14 protein-coding genes are annotated in these 18,346 nt (G+C 61.1%); 6 read left to right on the top strand and 8 right to left on the bottom strand.

Going from position 1 to position 18,346, the window contains the following annotated elements; all coding sequences use genetic code 11:
* Nucleotides 1-47: 47 nt before the first annotated feature.
* Nucleotides 48-809 carry a gamma-glutamyl-gamma-aminobutyrate hydrolase family protein gene (locus AAEZ05_RS04895; RefSeq protein WP_045057654.1) on the bottom strand — a complete coding sequence of 254 codons (762 nt, stop codon included), beginning with the start codon at nt 807-809 and terminating at the stop codon, nt 48-50.
* A gap of 280 nt (nt 810-1,089) precedes the next feature.
* On the opposite strand from AAEZ05_RS04895, the gene AAEZ05_RS04890 reads away from it, so the two are divergent.
* The 4 genes from AAEZ05_RS04890 to AAEZ05_RS04875 all read left to right on the top strand — a co-directional run bounded on the left by AAEZ05_RS04890 (nt 1,090) and on the right by AAEZ05_RS04875 (nt 6,258).
* Nucleotides 1,090-2,466 (top strand): glutamine synthetase family protein, encoded by a 1,377-nt coding sequence (locus tag AAEZ05_RS04890; RefSeq protein WP_045057655.1) that lies wholly within the window; start codon nt 1,090-1,092, stop codon nt 2,464-2,466.
* 171 nt (nt 2,467-2,637) lie between these two features.
* Entirely contained in the window at nt 2,638-4,128 is a 1,491-nt protein-coding gene (locus tag AAEZ05_RS04885; RefSeq protein WP_350646724.1) for an aldehyde dehydrogenase, read from the top strand.
* A 54-nt stretch (nt 4,129-4,182) separates the two neighbouring features.
* Nucleotides 4,183-5,466 carry an NAD(P)/FAD-dependent oxidoreductase gene (locus AAEZ05_RS04880; RefSeq protein WP_350600062.1) on the top strand — a complete coding sequence of 428 codons (1,284 nt, stop codon included), beginning with the start codon at nt 4,183-4,185 and terminating at the stop codon, nt 5,464-5,466.
* Between the two features lie 243 nt (nt 5,467-5,709).
* Nucleotides 5,710-6,258 (top strand): cupin domain-containing protein, encoded by a 549-nt coding sequence (locus tag AAEZ05_RS04875; RefSeq protein WP_028623608.1) that lies wholly within the window; start codon nt 5,710-5,712, stop codon nt 6,256-6,258.
* Nucleotides 6,259-6,497: 239 nt separating this feature from the next.
* Here the strand turns inward: AAEZ05_RS04875 and AAEZ05_RS04870 are convergent, their stop codons facing one another.
* From AAEZ05_RS04870 to AAEZ05_RS04845, 6 genes are all read right to left on the bottom strand, one after another.
* Nucleotides 6,498-6,716, bottom strand: coding sequence for a PLD nuclease N-terminal domain-containing protein (locus tag AAEZ05_RS04870; protein WP_122839556.1), 219 nt, complete (start codon nt 6,714-6,716; stop codon nt 6,498-6,500).
* A 172-nt stretch (nt 6,717-6,888) separates the two neighbouring features.
* The gene (locus tag AAEZ05_RS04865) at nt 6,889-8,304 is read right to left on the bottom strand and encodes a purine-cytosine permease family protein (protein WP_350646723.1); all 1,416 of its coding nucleotides are present in this window, start codon (nt 8,302-8,304) and stop codon (nt 6,889-6,891) included.
* A gap of 296 nt (nt 8,305-8,600) precedes the next feature.
* Nucleotides 8,601-9,752, bottom strand: a complete 1,152-nt coding sequence (argE, locus tag AAEZ05_RS04860) for an acetylornithine deacetylase (protein WP_350646722.1) — start codon at nt 9,750-9,752, stop codon at nt 8,601-8,603.
* A complete protein-coding gene (locus tag AAEZ05_RS04855; protein ID WP_045057662.1) occupies nt 9,749-10,426 on the bottom strand; it encodes a DUF1028 domain-containing protein in 678 nt (225 codons plus the stop codon). Before AAEZ05_RS04855 ends, argE begins: the two co-directional genes overlap by 4 nt.
* A 139-nt stretch (nt 10,427-10,565) precedes the next feature.
* Nucleotides 10,566-10,982, bottom strand: a complete 417-nt coding sequence (locus AAEZ05_RS04850; protein WP_045057663.1) for a RidA family protein — start codon at nt 10,980-10,982, stop codon at nt 10,566-10,568.
* A 21-nt stretch (nt 10,983-11,003) separates the two neighbouring features.
* On the bottom strand, nt 11,004-12,314 hold the full coding sequence (locus tag AAEZ05_RS04845; protein ID WP_350600057.1) for a flavin-containing monooxygenase: 1,311 nt from the start codon (nt 12,312-12,314) through the stop codon (nt 11,004-11,006).
* Nucleotides 12,315-12,735: 421 nt separating this feature from the next.
* On the opposite strand from AAEZ05_RS04845, the gene AAEZ05_RS04840 reads away from it, so the two are divergent.
* On the top strand, nt 12,736-14,412 hold the full coding sequence (locus AAEZ05_RS04840; RefSeq protein ID WP_350646721.1) for an MFS transporter: 1,677 nt from the start codon (nt 12,736-12,738) through the stop codon (nt 14,410-14,412).
* A gap of 203 nt (nt 14,413-14,615) precedes the next feature.
* Here the strand turns inward: AAEZ05_RS04840 and speF are convergent, their stop codons facing one another.
* Nucleotides 14,616-16,799, bottom strand: coding sequence for an ornithine decarboxylase SpeF (gene speF, locus AAEZ05_RS04835; RefSeq protein WP_045057665.1), 2,184 nt, complete (start codon nt 16,797-16,799; stop codon nt 14,616-14,618).
* 335 nt (nt 16,800-17,134) lie between these two features.
* Here speF and creA point away from each other — a divergent pair, with 335 nt between their 5' ends.
* Complete coding sequence (creA, locus tag AAEZ05_RS04830) at nt 17,135-18,346, top strand: creatinase (RefSeq protein WP_045057666.1); 1,212 nt, start codon at nt 17,135-17,137, stop codon at nt 18,344-18,346.

Raw genomic sequence — 18,346 nt, 5'->3', positions numbered from 1 at the left:
AAGACGCACCCGCAGACTCACGGGGGCAGTAAAGGGTTGATGTCAGGTCAACGAGTGTTACGCAGCGCGGCCCGTTGCCGGCACGCGTTGCCAAACGCCTGGAAAATACTCAAGTACGGCGGATTCGCCAGCACCTGCCACTCCGGATGCCACTGCACCCCGAGCGCGAACGCCGGGCTGTCCTGCACCGAAATCGCTTCGATCAAACCGTCCGGCGCAACCGCTTCGGCGCGCAGCCCGGGTGCCAGTCGATCAATGCCTTGGCTGTGAATCGAATTGACCATGAACTCGGCGGGCAACTGCAGCGCTTCAAACACGCCGCCCGGCTGGGTGGTCACGGCATGGGCCGGTGCGTACTGCACGGCCAGTTCCGGGCTGTCCGCTTCGCGGTGATCGAGCATGCCCGGCAGCTCATGGACCTTTTGATGCAGGCTGCCGCCGAACGCCACGTTCATTTCCTGAAAGCCGCGGCAAATGCCCAGCACCGGAACGCCCGCGGCAATGGCCGCACGCAACAGGGGAAGGGTGGTGGCATCCCGCGCCGGGTCGTGATCCGTGCCGGGGGCGCTGGCCGGGCCTTGATAGTGGAAGGGTTCCACATTCGATGGCGAGCCGGTCAGCAGCAGGCCGTCGAGTTGCCCGAGCAGGTCCTCGATATCGATCAGCTCAGCCAGGGAAGGGATGACCACAGGCAGCCCCAACGCAGCGACGCTGACAGCACGCAGGTACTTGTCGCCGCTGATGTGATAGGGGTGCAGGCCAATCTGTTTGACGCACGCAGTAACGCCGATCAATGGCTTGAATGCCATTTTTATCACCTCGAAGTTTCACACTTGAACGAGCTTTTCCGGAGCTTAGCCTTGTTGATTTTAATTAACAACTCCCATGTAAAAAATTCTAAACGCCGCGCGTCCGATCCTTAGGGAATGCGCGGTGTGCGCGGGCGATTTGGCACTCTCGTCCCCGTAAAAGGCCCGAAAATAAAGCTTTATAGGCCAGGTGTTCGCTATTGACTTCACTTGGCCTTTCGGATTGACTGGGCTCGCAACAAGGTAGTGAACATAATAATTAACAGCTAATAGGTGCATCATGTCGGTCCCTCTGCGTACCGTTCAACTCAACGAAGCAAACGCATTCCTTAAGAAATATCCTGAGGTTTTGTACGTCGACCTTCTGATTGCGGATATGAACGGTGTGGTGCGCGGCAAGCGCATCGAGCGCACCAGTCTTCATAAGGTTTACGAAAAAGGCATCAACCTCCCGGCGTCACTCTTCGCCCTGGACATCAACGGCTCTACGGTGGAAAGCACCGGCCTGGGTCTGGACATCGGCGACTCTGACCGGATCTGTTTCCCCATCCCTGGCACCCTCAGCATTGAGCCGTGGCAGAAGCGCCCAACCGCGCAACTGTTAATGACCATGCACGAACTCGAAGGCCAGGCGTTCTTCGCAGACCCCCGCGAAGTGCTGGCCAACGTGGTGCGCAAGTTCGACGACCTGGGCCTGACGATCTGCGCCGCCTTCGAACTTGAGTTCTACCTGATTGACCAGGACAACGTGAACGGCCGTCCGCAGTCGCCGCGCTCACCGGTATCGGGCAAGCGTCCGGTGTCGACCCAGGTGTACCTGATCGACGACCTGGACGAGTACGTCGACTGCCTGCAAGACATCCTCGAAGGCGCGAAGGAGCAGGGCATCCCTGCTGACGCCATCGTCAAGGAAAGCGCCCCGGCGCAGTTCGAAGTGAACCTGCATCACGTGTCCGACCCGATAAAGGCCTGCGACTATGCGGTGTTGCTCAAGCGCCTGGTGAAGAACATCGCCTACGACCACGAGATGGACACCACCTTCATGGCCAAGCCGTATCCGGGCCAGGCGGGCAATGGTCTGCACGTGCACATCTCGATCCTGGATAAAGAAGGCAACAACATCTTCGCCAGCGAGGATCCCGAGCAGAACGCCGCGCTGCGACACGCGATCGGCGGTGTGCTCGAGACCCTGCCGGCGCAGATGGCGTTCCTGTGCCCGAACGTCAACTCGTACCGTCGCTTCGGCGCGCAGTTCTACGTGCCGAACTCGCCCAGCTGGGGCATCGACAACCGTACCGTGGCGGTGCGGGTACCAACCGGTTCGCCAGACTCGGTGCGCATCGAACACCGCGTTGCCGGCGCTGATGCCAACCCGTATCTGCTGATGGCGTCGGTTTTGGCCGGCATTCACCATGGCCTGACCAACGAAATCGAACCGGGCGCACCGGTGGAAGGCAACAGCTACGAGCAGAACGAGCAGAGCCTGCCCAACAACCTGCGCGACGCATTGCGCGAGCTGGACGACAGCGAAGTCATGGCGCGCTACATCGACCCGCTGTACATCGACGTGTTCGTGGCATGCAAGGAAAGCGAGCTGGCCGAGTTCGAGAACTCCATCTCGGACCTTGAGTACAACTGGTACCTGCATACGGTTTGATTGGCCAACACCCATCTTTGATGGCGGGCGAATAACCCTGTAGGAGCTGCCGAAGGCTGCGATCTTTTGACTTTGCTTTTTAAGGATCAAGATCAAAAGATCGCAGCCTTCGCCAGTTCCTGCAGGGCATTCATTCCAACGATCACTAATTTCCTGCGTCGAGTCACAACCATGACAAACACCCGCAGCGACTGGGAGCAACGCTTCCAGTCCCTTTCCATCGAAAGCCGCGCCTTCATCGACGGCCAATACCGCGCAGCGCACAGCGGTGACACTTTCGAATGCATCAGTCCGGTCGATGGCCGCTTTCTGGCCAACGTCGCCAGCACCGACGAAGCCGACGCCAACGAAGCCGTGGCGGTTGCGCGGCGTACTTTCGAATCCGGCGTCTGGGCCAATCTGGCCCCGGCCGAACGCAAGCGCATCCTGATCCGCTTCGCCGACCTGATCCTGGCGCACCAGGAAGAACTCGCCCTGCTCGAAACCCTCGACATGGGCAAGCCGATCAACGACTCGATGAACATCGACATCCCGGCGACCGCCAACGCGATCCGCTGGAGCGCCGAAGCCATCGACAAGATCTACGACGAAGTCGCCGCCACGCCCCACGACCAGCTTGGCCTCATCACCCGCGAACCTGCCGGTGTCGTGGCGGCGATCGTGCCGTGGAATTTCCCGCTGATCATGGCCAGCTGGAAGTTCGCCCCGGCGCTCGCCGCCGGCAACTCGTTCATCCTCAAGCCTTCGGAAAAATCGCCACTGACCGCCATCCGCATCGCGCAGCTTGCGCTTGATGCCGGCATTCCCAAAGGCGTGTTCAACGTACTGCCGGGCTTCGGTCATACCGTCGGCAAGGCCCTGGCGCTGCACATGGACGTCGATGTGCTGGCGTTCACCGGCTCCACCGCGATTGCCAAGCAGCTGTTGATCTATTCCGGGCAAAGCAACATGAAGCGCGTCTGGCTCGAAGCGGGCGGCAAGAGCCCGAACGTGGTGTTCGCCGACGCGCCGGATCTGCGCGCGGCGGCCCAGGCGGCTGCGGGTGCTATCGCCTTCAACCAAGGCGAAGTCTGCACCGCTGGCTCGAGGTTGCTGGTAGAACGCTCGATTCGCGAGCAGTTTATTCCGCTGCTGGTGGAGGCACTGCAGGCCTGGAAACCGGGGCACGCCCTTGATCCGCAAACCACTGTCGGGGCCGTAGTTGATCAGCGTCAACTGGACAACGTGCTGCGTTATATCCAGGTCGGTAAAGACCAGGGCGCGCAACTGATCGCGGGCGGCAGTCGCACCCTGGAAGCCACCGGTGGGCTGTATGTGGAGCCGGCGATTTTCGACGGTGTGACCAACGCCATGACCATCGCCCGGGAGGAAATCTTTGGCCCGGTGCTGTCGCTGATCACCTTCGATACCGCTGAAGAAGCGCTGGCCATCGCCAACGACAGCATCTTCGGCCTGGCGGCGGGTGTCTGGACCAGCAACCTGAGCAAGGCCCACACCTTCGCTCGCGGCCTGCGCGCCGGTAGCGTGTGGGTCAACCAGTATGACGGCGGCGACATGACGGCGCCGTTCGGCGGGTACAAGCAGTCGGGTAACGGTCGGGACAAATCGCTGCATGCGTTCGACAAGTACACCGAACTGAAAGCGACCTGGATCAAGCTCTAAACCCTATAAAAAGCGACGGTCGCCGGCACATGCCAGCGGCCATCGGAGAAACCTATGAAACAGACACATGTAAACAGCTACTACGCCGCCACCCGCAACTTCACCGGCGACTTCCCGGTGCTGGAACACGCGGTGGACTGCGACGTCTGCGTGATCGGCGCCGGTTACACCGGTTTGTCCTCGGCACTGTTCCTCTGCGAGGCGGGCTACAGCGTGACCGTGCTCGAAGCCGCCAAAGTCGGTTTTGGTGCCAGTGGTCGCAATGGCGGGCAACTGGTCAACTCCTACAGCCGCGACGTCGATGTGATCGAAGAGCGCTACGGCGACAAGACGGCCGAAGTGCTCGGCAGCATGATCTTCGAAGGCGCCGACATCATTCGCCAGCGCATACAGCACTACGACATCCAGTGCGACTACAAGCCGGGCGGTATCTTCGCTGCGCTGAACAAGAAGCAGCTCAAAGGCCTGGCCGAGCAGAAAAGCAGCTGGGAACGCTACGGCAACAAGAACCTGAAAATGCTCGATGCGGCCGATATCAAGCGTGAAGTCGGTTGCGACAATTACGTCGGCGGCCTGCTCGACATGCAGGGCGGCCACATTCACCCGCTTAACCTGGCGCTCGGCGAAGCCTCGGCGATCATCGGCCTGGGCGGCAAGATCTACGAACAATCGGCGGCGGTGGAAATCACCTATGGCGAGCCGATTACCGTGCGTACGGCCAAGGGCGTAGTGCGCGCCAAGTACTTGCTGATCGCCGGCAACGCCTACCTGCCGCAGGGCCTCGACAATCGAGTGACCAGCAAAAGCATGCCGTGCGGTTCGCAAATCGTCGTCACCGAGCCGCTGTCCGAACAGGTCGCGCGCAGCCTGATCAAGAACAACTACTGCGTCGAAGACTGCAACTACCTGCTCGACTACTACCGCCTGACCGCCGATAACCGCCTGCTGTACGGTGGTGGCGTGGTCTACGGTGCACGCGAGCCGGACGACATTGAACAGCTGATCAAGCCGAAGATCCTCAAGACCTTCCCGCAGCTCAAGGACGTGAAGATCGACTATCGCTGGACCGGCAACTTCCTGCTGACCATGTCGCGCATGCCGCAATTCGGTCGCATCGAGAAAAACGCCTACTACATGCAAGGCTACAGCGGCCACGGTGTCACTTGCTCGCACCTGGCCGGCAAACTGATCTCGGAAATGATCCGCGGCGACGCCGAGCGCTTCGACGCCTTCGCCTCCTTGCCGCACATGCCCATGCTTGGCGGGCGCACCTTCCAGGCCCCGCTGACCGCCATGGGCGCCGCGTACTACGCGCTGCGTGATCGCTTCGGTATCTAAAGCAGGCGCCTCCCTGTAGGAGCGAGCTCGCTCGCGATGGGCGTCAACGATAACGCGTGCTGTCTGCATGAACGTGTTGTCTGGAGGTTCTTCGCGAGCAAGCTCGCTCCTACAGCAACACCCCCAAACGTGATTTAATACCCGACTTTCAAATCTCCGGGACAGGGAAGCGGTACCTTCGCGGCCAAAAGTCGCCCGCCATCCACCCCCATAACCCTTAAGTTTTCCTCGCATAAGGCTGTCATGGACACGGGCTCACGACTCAAACTAGTACGCGAAAGCTACAAACTCTCCCAGCGCGAGCTGGCGCGGCGTAGCGGCGTCACCAACGCTACCATCTCCCTGATCGAACAGAATCGCGTCAGTCCCTCAGTCAGTTCCCTGAAAAAACTGCTCGAAGGCATCCCCATGTCCCTGGCGGACTTTTTCACCTTCGACCAGCCGCCCCGCGAGCACCAATACGTCTTCCGCGCCAACGAACAGCCGGATCTTGGCCGTCACGGGCTGCGGCTGCTGCTGATCGGTGCTTCGGTGCCGAGTCGGCAGATGCGCCTTTTGCGCGAGCAGTACGCACCTGGGGCGAGCTCGGGGGAAGAGCCCATCGTGCATTCGGAAGGCGAGGAGTGTGGGCTGGTGACGCGCGGCACGGTCGAGTTGACCGTCGATGGCCAGATCAGCGTGCTCAATGCGGGCGATGGCTATTACTTCCCGACGACGCTGCCGCACCGCTTCCGCAATATTGGCCAGGATGAAGCGGAAATCATCAGCGCCAACACCCCGGCCAACTTCTGATATCACTGCGGGCTGCAGCAGGTGGCGAAGGCTGCGTCCGCAGCTCGCTATGTCACAGGCGGTTCCAAGCCACGCTGTTCGATTCTTGCGGCAGGAGGGGATTTCCTACGCCATTTTCGGACGCCAAGATCAAAAGATCGCAGCCTTCGGCAGCTCCTACGGGAGGTGTGTGTCAGTTGAAATAACGAAGCCCCGAATCGTCGGGGCTTTTTTTGATTTATAGGCGCGTGTCGCCGGCTTTACTGCCTGGCCTGTGGTGAATGCGGGTTGCGGGCCGTGTGCTTGGGTCCAGCCACGGCCCATGCCAGCAATCCGAACAGTGGCACAAAGACGATCACCACGATCCATACCAGCTTGTTACTCGACTTGCCCTCGGCTTTACGCACCCGATTAATCGCCCACAACTCGACCAGCACCAGAACTGCCGCGAGTACGATCCAGATCGTTTCGATTTGCATAAGCCACCTCCTGATAGTCCTTCAGTTAGGCGGGCAGGGGCGCTCAGGGTTCATTTTATTGGCGTACAGAGTTCCATCAGTGTCCCGTCGGGGCAGTTATTGGCTGTCACGGACCCATCGCAAGCAGGGCTCGCTCCCACAGGGTGGCTCCACAGGGAGCCAGCGGTGCGGGTTAGATCGAGTTGGCCAGTTTGCCGGTGGAGAGGCGGCGCTTGTAAGCGGTGTCGCGATTGGCCAGCCAGTAATAGAGCGGCGAAGTGATCAGCAAACCGACCAGCCATGATAAGTCCGCGCCATTGATGTGCTTGGAAATCGGCCCGACGTACAGCGGCGTGTTCATGAACGGAATCTGCACCACGATGCCGATTGCGTAGGCCAGCAGTGCCTGTGGGTTGTAGCGGCCGTAGATTCCGCCATCCACCTGGAAGATGGAGTTGATGTCGTACTTGCCTTGGTGAATCGCGTAGAAGTCGATCAGGTTGATCGCGGTCCACGGCACCAGCACCACCAGCAGCACCAGCACCATGTCGACGAAGTGGCCGATGAAGTCCGCCGAGGCGCCGACGGCGGCGAAGCAGCAGCCAGCGAGGACGATGATCGAGATGGCGGCGCGACTTTTGGCGGTGGGGATCCAGCGGTAGGCGAAGGTTTGCACCAGGGTGATCAGCGACAGCACGGCGCCGTAGAGGTTAAGGGCGTTGTGGCTGATGACGCTGAGCAGGAACAGCACCAGCATCAGTGGGCCGATGGAGCCGGTGGCGAGTTTGACCGCGTCCATGGTGTCCATGCCTGCGGGCGTGGCCAGCACAGCCACGGCGCCGAAGATAAACGACAGGCTGGAGCCGAGCACGGTGCCCAGGTAGGTGGTCCAGAACGTGGCGGCTACCGGCACGTTGGCCGGCAGGTAGCGCGAGTAGTCGGAGACATAGGGCGCGAAGGCGATCTGCCAGAGCGCGGCCAGGGATACGGTTGCCAGCCAGCCGGAGATGTTGAAGCTGCCGCGGGTGAGGAAATCGGCGGTCTGCACGTGGGTGAAGATGTAGCCGAAACCCAGCACGATGCCGGCACCGAGCACCCAGGTGCCGATGCGATTGAGCACGTGGATGAACCGGTAGCCAATGATACCGATGATGCCTGAGCCAAGCGCACCGATGACGATGCCCACCGGCACCGGCACGCTGTCGACCACGCCGTGCAGGGACTTGCCGGCCAGGACGATGTTGGAGGCGAAGAAGCCGATGTACATGATGCCGGCGATCAGCACCACCAGCAGCGCACCCAGTGAGCCGAACTGGGCCCGGCTCTGGATCATTTGCGGGATACCCATCTGCGGCCCCTGGGCCGAGTGCAGCGCCATCAGTACGCCGCCGACCAGGTGCCCAACGAGGATGGCAACGATGCCCCACACCAGGTTGAGGTGGAACATTTGCACGGCAAGGGCGCCGGTGACGATGGGCAGCGGCGCTATGTTGCCGCCGAACCAGAGGGTAAACAGGTCCCGGGTTTTTCCATGCCGATCTTCGGGAGGCACGTAGCCGATCGTGTGTTTTTCAATGAGCGGAGCGGAGGTTGCTGCAGAGGTGACCATGAGGAACTCCAAGGCAATTTGAGTACGTGGACGTACTTCGGTGAGCGCTGCCCGAGGGCAACGCTTTTCTTGTTGGAGTCGATGATGTGCGGTCGGGCGGGATAGATAAATTAGTAAGTTTGTTGGTATAGACGTTAAAAAAAGTAGGTCTGCGGGCGCGGTAAAAATGTGGGAGCGGGCTTGCTCGCGAAGGCGGACTGACAGTCGCTATGGGTGTTGAATGTCAGGCCATCTTCGCGAGCGAGCCCGCTCCCACAGGGAATTTTTGCAGGGAAGAAAGTTGCTCGAGCCGGGCTTTATCTGCAAATGGATAGCAGCATTCGTTGCAGCATTTGATCGCAGCCAGCGAGTTGGTCGAGGCTGACGAATTCGTCGGGTTTGTGGCCCTGGTCCATGCTGCCCGGGCCGCAGACGACGGTGGGTATGCCAGCGGCGTCGAACAGGCCGCCCTCGGTGCCGAAGGCTACGGTGGCGAACTCGCGGGAGCCGCTGAATGCGGCGAGCAGTTCTGCCGCTTCGCTGTGCGCGTCGGTCGCCAATCCCGGGTACGCCGACAGTTCGCTGAAGCTGATACCACTGTGCTCACTCACGGCGCGCATGCGCGGCAGCAGTTGCTGCTCGGCGTACCGCTGCAGCTGCTGCGCGACCTCACTGGGATCCTGGGCCGGCAGCGCGCGAATCTCAAAGTCGAAACGGCAATCGGCGGGGACGATGTTGAGCGCCTTGCCGCCGCTAATGACGCCGGTCTGCACGGTGCTGAAAGGCGGGTCGAAACGGGCGTCCTGATGCTCGGGGGCTTTGAGCCGACTGCCGATCCGTCCCAGTTCGCCGATCAACTCGGCGGCGTATTCAATCGCGTTGACCCCGAGCGGCGCATACGCGGAATGGCAGGCCTCGCCGTGGATATCGCAGCGCATCGCCAGTTTGCCCTTGTGACCCAGCACCGGTTTCAACTCCGTCGGCTCGCCAATGATGCACAGCCTGGGTTTGACCGGTCGCTGCTGCAGCGCCTTGAGCAACGAGCGAACACCCAGGCAGCCGACTTCTTCATCGTAGGAAAGGGCAATGTGCACCGGCATGCGCAGATCCGCCTGCACCAGGGCCGGCACCAGGGCGAGCACGCAGGCGATGTAGCCTTTCATGTCTGCGGTGCCACGACCGTACAGCTTGCCCTCGCGCTCGGTCAGCGCAAACGGCGGCAGGGTCCACGGCTGGCCGTCGACCGGCACCACATCGGTGTGGCCGGAGAGGACGATGCCCGGCACATCCGCCGGGCCGATGCTGGCGAACAGATTGGCCTTGCTGCGCTGTTCGTTGTAGATCAGCTCGCAGGGCACTGAAAAATTCGCCAGGTAGTCGCGCACGAACTCGATGAGCTGCAGGTTGGATTCGCGGCTCGTGGTGTCGAACGCCACCAGGGTTTTGAGCAGGTCGACACTGTGACTCATCGATCATCTCCAGCGACGCCATAGCCCGGGGACCTGTCGGGGGCGAGGGCGCGGTCGATGTAGTCCTGGACCTGGGGACGGTAGGCTTCCCAGAGCTTTTCCAGTTGCGCGATCGGCGCTTCGTCAGCCCAATCGACCCGCAGGTTGATGATCGGCCAGGTCAGTTCACCGACCACCACCAGCGCTGCGGAATGCACCGGCCCGGCTTCACCGCCTGCTTCGATCGCGGCGTTCATGGCGGTGATCAGGCGGTCTGCCAGTTGCCCTTCACCGTGTTCAAATGCGCTGACCATGGCCTCGATCACCGAACGGTCCGCGAGCATGTTGCCGGCAGCAACGCATTGCTCGCCGGACACTGCATTGTGCTTGCCGAGGGTTTCGCTGCCGCTGAAATGGGCGGTGCGCCCCAGGTGGTCGATGGCGGTGATTTGCCGGTACTGGCTGTAGCCATTGCTTGTCAGCACCTTGTCCAGGGCTTCTGCGGGTGCCAGGCCCTGTTCCATCAGGGCCAGGGTTTCCGGGCCGAGGGAGGGCAGGGTGATGTTCTGTGTCGATACGGCACCGACACCTGGCAGCAGCCAGGGGCAACGGGCGCCGACGGCGATGCTGGAGGAGCTGATGGCGATGCCGAACTGGCCGGTTTCGGGGCAGCGGGCGGCGATGGAGAAGGTCATGGGGGGGCTCCTAGGTTGGCCTTTTTTAGGGTGGTGTCTGAGCTGGCCTCATCGCGAGCAAGCTTTGCTCCCACAGTGGGAATCCCAGAGTGACTAGCTGTGGGAGCGAAGCTTGCTCGCGATGGCTGCGCCGCGGTCTTTACTGCGGAATCACCGCAATCACATCAATCTCCATCAACCACTGCGGCTGCCCCAGCGCCGACACCACCAGCCCGGTGGAAATCGGAAATACGCCTTTAAGCCATTTCCCCACCTCCTGATAGACCGGCTCGCGGTAACGCGGGTCGATCAGGTAAGTGGTGGTCTTGACGATGTGGCTCAGGTCGCTGCCGGCCTCTTCCAGCAACTGCTTGACGTTGCGCATGGCCTGCTCGGTCTGCGCCCGCGGGTCACCGAGGCCGATCAGGTTGCCCTCGAAATCGGTGCCGACCTGACCCCGGACATACACCGTATTGCCGGCGCGTACGGCCTGGCACAGGTCGTTGTCCAGACTCTGGTTGGGGTAGGTTTCCTTGGTGTTGAACATGCGAATACGGGTATGAGTTGGCGTGGACATGTGGAGCTCCTGAACAGGGAATTAGGCACTGATCGGCGTTTTGGACGCGATCGAAAGGGTCTCGGCCTGGCGCTGTGCGGCATTGTGGTAGTCGAGGTATGAGCGCTGGATGGCGATGTGGTCCGCGACGTATTTGGCGTCATGCCACACCCCCCAGATAAACGACGAACCGCGCCGGGACTGCCACGGCAGGCCGAGGAAATACACGCCGGGCTCGTTGGACACACCGCGCTGATGCCTGGGCTTGCCGTGCTCATCGAACGCGTCGACGTGCAGCCAGCTGTAATCGGTGGCGAACCCGGTGGCCCAGATAATCGAGGTCACGCCGGCCCGGGCCAGGTCAAGTTCGAGAATCGGCGTGGTCACGCAGTCCGGATCGGGGAAGGTGTGGCGCGCCTCGGGTTCATGGGGCAGGTCCAGGCCATTGCGTTCGATGTAGGCGTCGGCCGCGTCAAGCAGCGCCAGGTAGTTCTCGTCGCCGCGGGCCAGGTTCTCGGCCAGGTTCGGCCGAAACGTCGCCACGCTTCCGTTGAAGGCCTGGGTCAACCCCACCAGCGTCATGCCGCGATGAGCCAGGCCGCGGAAATCCACCGTCCGCCCGCCATGGGCACCACTGACGGCGATGGTCACATGCTCCCGACCGGGCTTCATCGCCGCCTGGTCCCACTCGCCGAGCACCCCCAGCCACCAGCAGAAATCCCGGTTGCGATAAGCGCGAGGAGGGCGGTCGTGGGCGCCCACCGAGAGGTAGACCTTTTTCCCGGCACGTTGCAGTTCATCGGCGATCTGCACCCCGGACGAGCCGGCGCCCACCACCAGCACTGCGCCTTCCGGCAGTTGCCCAGGGTTGCGGTAATCAGCGGAGTGGATCTGCAGCAACGGTGTATCTTGCGGTGCGATGGGCGGAATGACCGGGCGCTGGAACGGCCCGGTGGCCGCGACGACCCGGTTGGCTTCGATCACGCCTTGGGACGTTTCGATGGTGAAGCCAGGACGACCGACATTGCGCTCGACCTTCAACACCTCCACCCCGGTACGCACGGGGGCATTGAATTTTTTCGCGTAGGCTTCGAAGTAGTCGGCAACCCGCTCTTTCGGCGCAAAGCCATCGGGGCTCAGGTCATCAAATTCGAGGCCGGGAAACCGATCGTGCCAGGCCGGGCCGTTGGCCACCAACGAATCCCAACGGCCAGTGCGCCAGCGTTCGGCAATGCGCTCGCGTTCCAGCACCAGGTGCGGCACCCCGAGTTTGCTCAAGTGCTCGCTCATCGCCACGCCAGCCTGACCGGCGCCGACAATCAGCGTGTCTGTTTTTGTTATTTCAGTGGTCATCTCTCTACCCTTCGACATGGGATTCAGGCGCTTATGGCCTGCCATCTGTTGGGCTCAAGACTAGGGATGACCCTGGTATCGGTAAAATATTATTAAGCTGGCATTTGAGTACAAATAACTGAGGCAGAGGCTTTGGCTTGAGGTGATTTGCAGGATATGCGTTTGATCGATCAACAACTCAATCGTCGGGTCGATAGCAGCCTGATGCCGCAGACAGGCGCCCGCGGTTAGTCGCCAGGCCAGGCTTATCGCGCAGTCGAGTGGATAACTGCGCGAAGCTGATTATGCTGTAGGAAACCTTGCAGCGATGCGAGGTCGTCAGCCTGTTCGCATGCGTTACGACATCAGCCCCAGGGCCTGGGTGCGGCGTTTTGGTAGTGGGGTACTCCGGCCTACAACAAGAGACACACGGAGAACACTCATGGCCGCAATCGACAACACCACCACGGGCAGCCCGCCCAATCAGGGGATCACCAGGGAGGAGCGCAAGGTCATCTTCGCGTCCTCCCTGGGCACGGTATTCGAGTGGTACGACTTTTACCTGTACGGCTCGCTCGCAGCGATCATCGCCAAGCATTTTTTCGCCGGGGTCAACGAGACCACCGCCTTTATCTTCGCGCTGCTGGCGTTCGCCGCCGGGTTTGCCGTACGGCCTTTCGGCGCGATCGTGTTCGGGCGCCTGGGCGACATGATCGGGCGCAAGCACACGTTCCTGATCACCATTGTGATCATGGGGATCTCCACGGCCGTGGTGGGTTTCCTGCCCGGTTACGCGACTATCGGCGTGGCCGCACCGATCATCCTGATCACCCTGCGCATGTTGCAAGGCCTGGCGCTGGGTGGTGAGTACGGGGGCGCGGCGACCTATGTGGCCGAACATGCGCCGAAAGGCCGGCGGGGTTTCTTCACCTCGTGGATTCAAACAACGGCCACCCTCGGGCTATTCCTGTCCTTGCTGGTGATCCTGGCCTGCCGCACCATTCTGGGCACCGAAGACTTTGAGGCCTGGGGCTGGCGGATTCCATTCCTGCTGTCGCTCCTGCTGCTGGTCATCTCGGTGTACATCCGCCTGCAACTGAGCGAGTCGCCAGCGTTCCTGAAAATGAAGGCCGAAGGCAAGGCGTCGAAGGCGCCGCTGACCGAGTCCTTCGCCCGCTGGGACAACCTCAAGATCGTTATCATGGCGTTGCTGGGCGGCACGGCAGGGCAGGCTGTGGTCTGGTACACCGGGCAGTTCTACGCGCTGTTTTTCCTGCTGCAGACGCTGAAGATCGACCCGCAGACTGCCAACTTGCTGATCGCCGGTTCGCTGCTGATCGGTACGCCGTTCTTTGTGATATTTGGCAGCCTGTCCGACCGTATCGGGCGCAAAGGCATCGTCATGGCTGGCTGCATTCTGGCCGCGCTCACTTACTTCCCGATCTTCCATGCGCTGACCCAGTACGGTAACCCCGACGTGTTCACCGCCCAGGCGCGCAATCCGGTCACGGTGGTGGCTGATCCCGAGCAGTGTTCGTTCCAGTTCGACCCGGTGGGCAAGGCCAAATTCACCAGCTCCTGCGATCTGGCCAAGACCCTGCTGGCCAAGCGCGCCATCCCCTACAAGAACGAGAAGGCCGAGCCGGGAACGGTGGCGCAGGTGCGTATTGGCGACAAGGTGATCACCAGCTTCGAAGGCACCGGCATGCCGGCTGCCGACTTCAAGACCCGCAACGACGCCTTCACTGCATCGCTGAGCACTTCGCTCAAGGAGGCCGGCTACCCTGAAAAGGCCGACCCGGCGAAGACCAACTACCCCATGGTGTTGCTGCTGCTGACCATCCTGGTGATCTACGTGACCATGGTGTATGGCCCGATTGCCGCCTGGCTGGTGGAGCTGTTCCCCACGCGCATCCGCTACACCTCGATGTCGCTGCCATACCATATCGGCAACGGCTGGTTCGGCGGCTTCCTGCCGACGGTGGCGTTCGCCATGGTCGCGGCCACGGGTGATATCTACTACGGGCTGTGGTACCCGATCGTCATTGCCGTAATGACTGCTGTGCTGGGCACCTTCTTCCTGCCGGAAACCAAGGATCGCGACATCCTCAACGACTGATCCCTCGACGCCCTCTCTCGTAAGGGAGGGGGCTGTTTCTGAACCATCACGCCGCCGCATGCCCCAACCTGTTCCCACCCCGGGAAGCATCACTCAATCGACGCCGCGTTTTCGGCGAAGCAGTGATCTGTTTCTCAACACCCTTGGCGTCATTCTGGATAACGCAGCGGCAGATCGCGGCGAGTCCGCTGCGTACACCCCGGTCAGTTCTTGATCACGTACCCATACGCGCGAATACGCCCTTCAACTTCCTTCAAATACACGCCCTGAAGTTCCGGGGTGAAGCCTGGCAGGCAGTTGATGCCTTCTTCCAGCGCCAGGAAATACTTGAGCACCGCGCCGCCCCAGATTTCCCCGGGCACCACGCACAGCACGCCAGGCGGGTAGGGCAGCGCACCCTCGGCGGCGATGCGACCATCGGCATCGGCGAGCGCCACCAGCTCGATGTTGCCGCGGATGAATTCGAACTGCGCCGCTTGCGGGTTCATCGCCTTCACCGGGAAGTGTTCCTTGCGGAACATCGCTTTCTGCAATTGCTGCACATTGTGGCTGCGATACAGGTCGTGCATTTCCTGGCACAGCTGGCGGATCGTGTAGTTGCGATAACGCTCCTCGTACCGCGCATAGATCGCCGGCAAGACCCGGCTCATCGGCGCGTTGTCATTGACGAAGCGCTCAAAACGCGCGATCTGCGCGGCCAGATGAGTCATCTTCGCCCAGTCTTCCGCCGGGGTCAGGAGGAACAGGATCGAGTTCAGGTCGCACTTTTCCGGAACGATGCCATTTTCGCGCAGGAAGTTGGCGAGGATGCCGGCGTGTATGCCGAAGTCGGTGTAGCTGCCATCCACCGGGTCGATGCCCGGGGTCGTAAACAGCAACTTGCAGGGGTCGATGAAGTACTGCTTCTCGCCGTAGCCCTGGAAGGCATGCCAGCGGTCTTTGGGATGAAACTCGAAGAACCGCAGGTCATTGGCGATTTCTTCGGTCGGGTAGTCTTCCCACGCACGTCCTTCAATGGTCGCGGGCACGAACGGGCGGACCATGGTGCAGGCTTCGAGGATCAGCTTGCGCGCGTCGATGCCGAATTTCACGCAGTCATCCCACAGCTTCAGGCCACTGCGGCCGGCGTGGATACGTGCGTTGACATCCAGCGAGGCGAATATCGGATAGAACGGACTGGTAGAGGCCTGGGCCATGAATGCATTGTTCAGCTGCGCATGGTTGCAGTAGCGGGCCTGGCCCTTGATGTGCCGGTCTTTCTTGTGCACCTGCGAGGCCTGGGAAAAACCGGCCTGCTGCTTGTGCACCGACTGGGTGACGAAGATGCCCGGGTCGTCTTCGTGCAGGTCCAGCAGCAGTGGCGAGCAGTCCTTCATCATCGGGATGAACTGCTCGTAGCCGACCCACGCCGAGTCGAACAGGATGTAGTCACACAGCTTGCCGATGCGATCGACCACCTGGCGGGCGTTGTAGACGGTTCCGTCATAGGTGCCGAGCTGAATGATCGCCAGGCGGAACGGGCGGGCGACCTGGGCCTTGTCCGGTGCCACTTCGGCGATCAATTCGCGCAGGTAGCTCTCTTCGAAGCAATGGGCGTCGATGCCGCCGATAAAGCCGTAAGGGTTACGCGCGGTCTCCAGATAGACCGGCGTGGCGCCCGCCTGGATCAGTGCGCCCTGGTGATTGGACTTGTGGTTGTTACGGTCGAACAGCACCAGGTCGCCGGGCGTCAGCAGGGCATTGGTTACCACCTTGTTGGAGGCGGAGGTGCCGTTGAGCACGAAGTAGGTCTTGTCGGCGTTGAACACCTTGGCCGCGTGTTTCTGCGCCAGCAGCGCAGGGCCCTCGTGAATCAGCAGATCGCCCAGTTTGACGTCGGCGTTGCACATGTCGGCGCGAAACAGCGTCTCGCCGAAAAAGTCGAAGAACTGTCGGCCGGCCGGGTGCTTGCGGAAGAACTGGCCGCCCTGATGGCCCGGGCAGGCGAAGGTGACGTTGGCTGATTCGGTATAGCGTTTGAGCGAGTCGAAGAATGGCGGCAACAGGCTTTCTTCATAGGCCTTGGCCGCGGTTTCCAGCTGGTTGCCATGGTATTCGGCATTGTTGCGCGAACGGTCAAAGATGCCGTTGACCTGCAGCAGCACGTCTTCCAGGTGCTTGTACACATCACGCGCGCGGTTGCCTGTACCCGGGGAGGTGGCGAGGAAAATCGGGATATCGAAGCCGGTGCGCTGGAGCGATTCCAGGGCTCCGGCCATCACGTCTTCCACCGAGAACACGGCGACGGCGATGTCGGTGTAGTCGGTCTGACTGAGCGGCACTACTTGCCGATAAGTCTGGAAGCAGTCGATCGCGGAATCACTGGCAGCAATTTTCAAAATTTTCATGCGGGGGAAATCTCCTGGCGGACACTCACTTGTCCACCGTTTGCAAGAAATCAATGTACCGAGGGAACCATCAAGGTTCCCTGACCTGAATCATGCCAACACTGGTTATAGACGTGTTTGGCCAGATGGGTAGCGACGGACAATCCGCAGTCGACTCCTGACAAGCCATGTTTCGGCGCGCATCCGCGTGAACATGTGGTTGCGTGCACAGCGGATCTGACCAACTACAGGTCGGATTCGCGCAAAAAACCTCGTCTTGCATCTGTTCGAATGATCTCCAGCGGCCCACCAGAGTGGCGCCCTCTGTCGCTCAATCACTGACAAGGATCAATGACATGCAAATGCCCAAAACCATCCAGATCAAGAACGGCGAAAAAGTCAGTCCGACCTTCTCGGCTCAGGAATACGCCAACCGCCAGGGCAAACTGCGCGCTTATCTGGCGCAAAACAACATCGACGCGGCAGTCTTCACTTCCTATCACAACATCAACTACTACAGCGATTTCCTCTATTGCTCGTTCGGCCGCCCCTACGCCCTGGTCGTGACTCAGGACAGCGCCGTCACCATCAGCGCCAACATCGATGGCGGCCAGCCTTGGCGCCGGACCGTGGGCACCGAGAACATCGTCTACACCGACTGGCAGCGCGACAACTACTTCGTCGCCATCCAGCAAGCCTTGCCCAAGGCGGGGCGCATTGGCATCGAGTTCGATCACTTGAACCTGCTCAACCGCGACAAACTGGCCAGCCGCTACCCCCAGGCCGAGCTGGTGGACATCGCTGCACCCTGCATGCGCATGCGTATGATCAAGTCGGCCGAAGAGCACGCGATTATCCGTCACGGTGCACGGGTGGCGGACATTGGCGGCGCCGCGATCGTCGAAGCACTGCGTGACCAGGTGCCGGAATATGAAGTGGCGCTGCATGCGACCCAGGCCATGGTGCGCGAGATCGCCCGGACCTTCCCGGACTCGGAGCTGATGGACACCTGGACCTGGTTCCAGTCCGGCATCAACACCGATGGCGCACACAACCCGGTGACCTCGCGCAAGGTCAACAAGGGCGATATCCTCAGCCTCAACTGCTTCCCGATGATCGCCGGCTATTACACGGCGCTCGAACGCACGCTGTTTCTCGACCACTGTTCCGATGAGCACCTGCGCCTGTGGGAAGTCAACGTCAAGGTCCACGAAGCCGGGCTGAAGCTGATCAAGCCGGGCATGCGCTGCTGCGATATCGCCGAGCAACTCAATGAGATTTTCCTTGAACACGATCTGCTGCAGTACCGCACTTTCGGTTACGGACACTCGTTCGGCACCCTGAGCCATTACTATGGCCGCGAAGCCGGGCTGGAACTGCGTGAAGACATCGACACGGTGCTGGAGCCGGGGATGGTGGTGTCCATCGAACCGATGATCATGCTGCCCGAAGGCCTGCCGGGGGCTGGCGGTTACCGCGAGCACGATATCCTGATCGTCAACGAGCAGGGCGGCGAGAACATCACCCAATTCCCGTACGGGCCGGAGCACAACATCATTCGCAAGTAA

The sequence above is a fragment of the Pseudomonas sp. HY13-MNA-CIBAN-0226 genome (assembly GCF_040310305.1).
Classification (GTDB): domain Bacteria; phylum Pseudomonadota; class Gammaproteobacteria; order Pseudomonadales; family Pseudomonadaceae; genus Aquipseudomonas; species Aquipseudomonas gregormendelii.
This window is presented reverse-complemented; position numbering and strand designations above follow the sequence as displayed.

Coding starts and splice junctions, on each gene's coding strand:
- AAEZ05_RS04895 (WP_045057654.1), bottom strand. CDS start 809: ATGGCATTCAAGCCATTGATCGGCGTTACTGCGTGCGTCAAACAGATT.
- AAEZ05_RS04890 (WP_045057655.1), top strand. CDS start 1,090: ATGTCGGTCCCTCTGCGTACCGTTCAACTCAACGAAGCAAACGCATTC.
- AAEZ05_RS04885 (WP_350646724.1), top strand. CDS start 2,638: ATGACAAACACCCGCAGCGACTGGGAGCAACGCTTCCAGTCCCTTTCC.
- AAEZ05_RS04880 (WP_350600062.1), top strand. CDS start 4,183: ATGAAACAGACACATGTAAACAGCTACTACGCCGCCACCCGCAACTTC.
- AAEZ05_RS04875 (WP_028623608.1), top strand. CDS start 5,710: ATGGACACGGGCTCACGACTCAAACTAGTACGCGAAAGCTACAAACTC.
- AAEZ05_RS04870 (WP_122839556.1), bottom strand. CDS start 6,716: ATGCAAATCGAAACGATCTGGATCGTACTCGCGGCAGTTCTGGTGCTG.
- AAEZ05_RS04865 (WP_350646723.1), bottom strand. CDS start 8,304: ATGGTCACCTCTGCAGCAACCTCCGCTCCGCTCATTGAAAAACACACG.
- argE (WP_350646722.1), bottom strand. CDS start 9,752: ATGAGTCACAGTGTCGACCTGCTCAAAACCCTGGTGGCGTTCGACACC.
- AAEZ05_RS04855 (WP_045057662.1), bottom strand. CDS start 10,426: ATGACCTTCTCCATCGCCGCCCGCTGCCCCGAAACCGGCCAGTTCGGC.
- AAEZ05_RS04850 (WP_045057663.1), bottom strand. CDS start 10,982: ATGTCCACGCCAACTCATACCCGTATTCGCATGTTCAACACCAAGGAA.
- AAEZ05_RS04845 (WP_350600057.1), bottom strand. CDS start 12,314: ATGACCACTGAAATAACAAAAACAGACACGCTGATTGTCGGCGCCGGT.
- AAEZ05_RS04840 (WP_350646721.1), top strand. CDS start 12,736: ATGGCCGCAATCGACAACACCACCACGGGCAGCCCGCCCAATCAGGGG.
- speF (WP_045057665.1), bottom strand. CDS start 16,799: ATGAAAATTTTGAAAATTGCTGCCAGTGATTCCGCGATCGACTGCTTC.
- creA (WP_045057666.1), top strand. CDS start 17,135: ATGCAAATGCCCAAAACCATCCAGATCAAGAACGGCGAAAAAGTCAGT.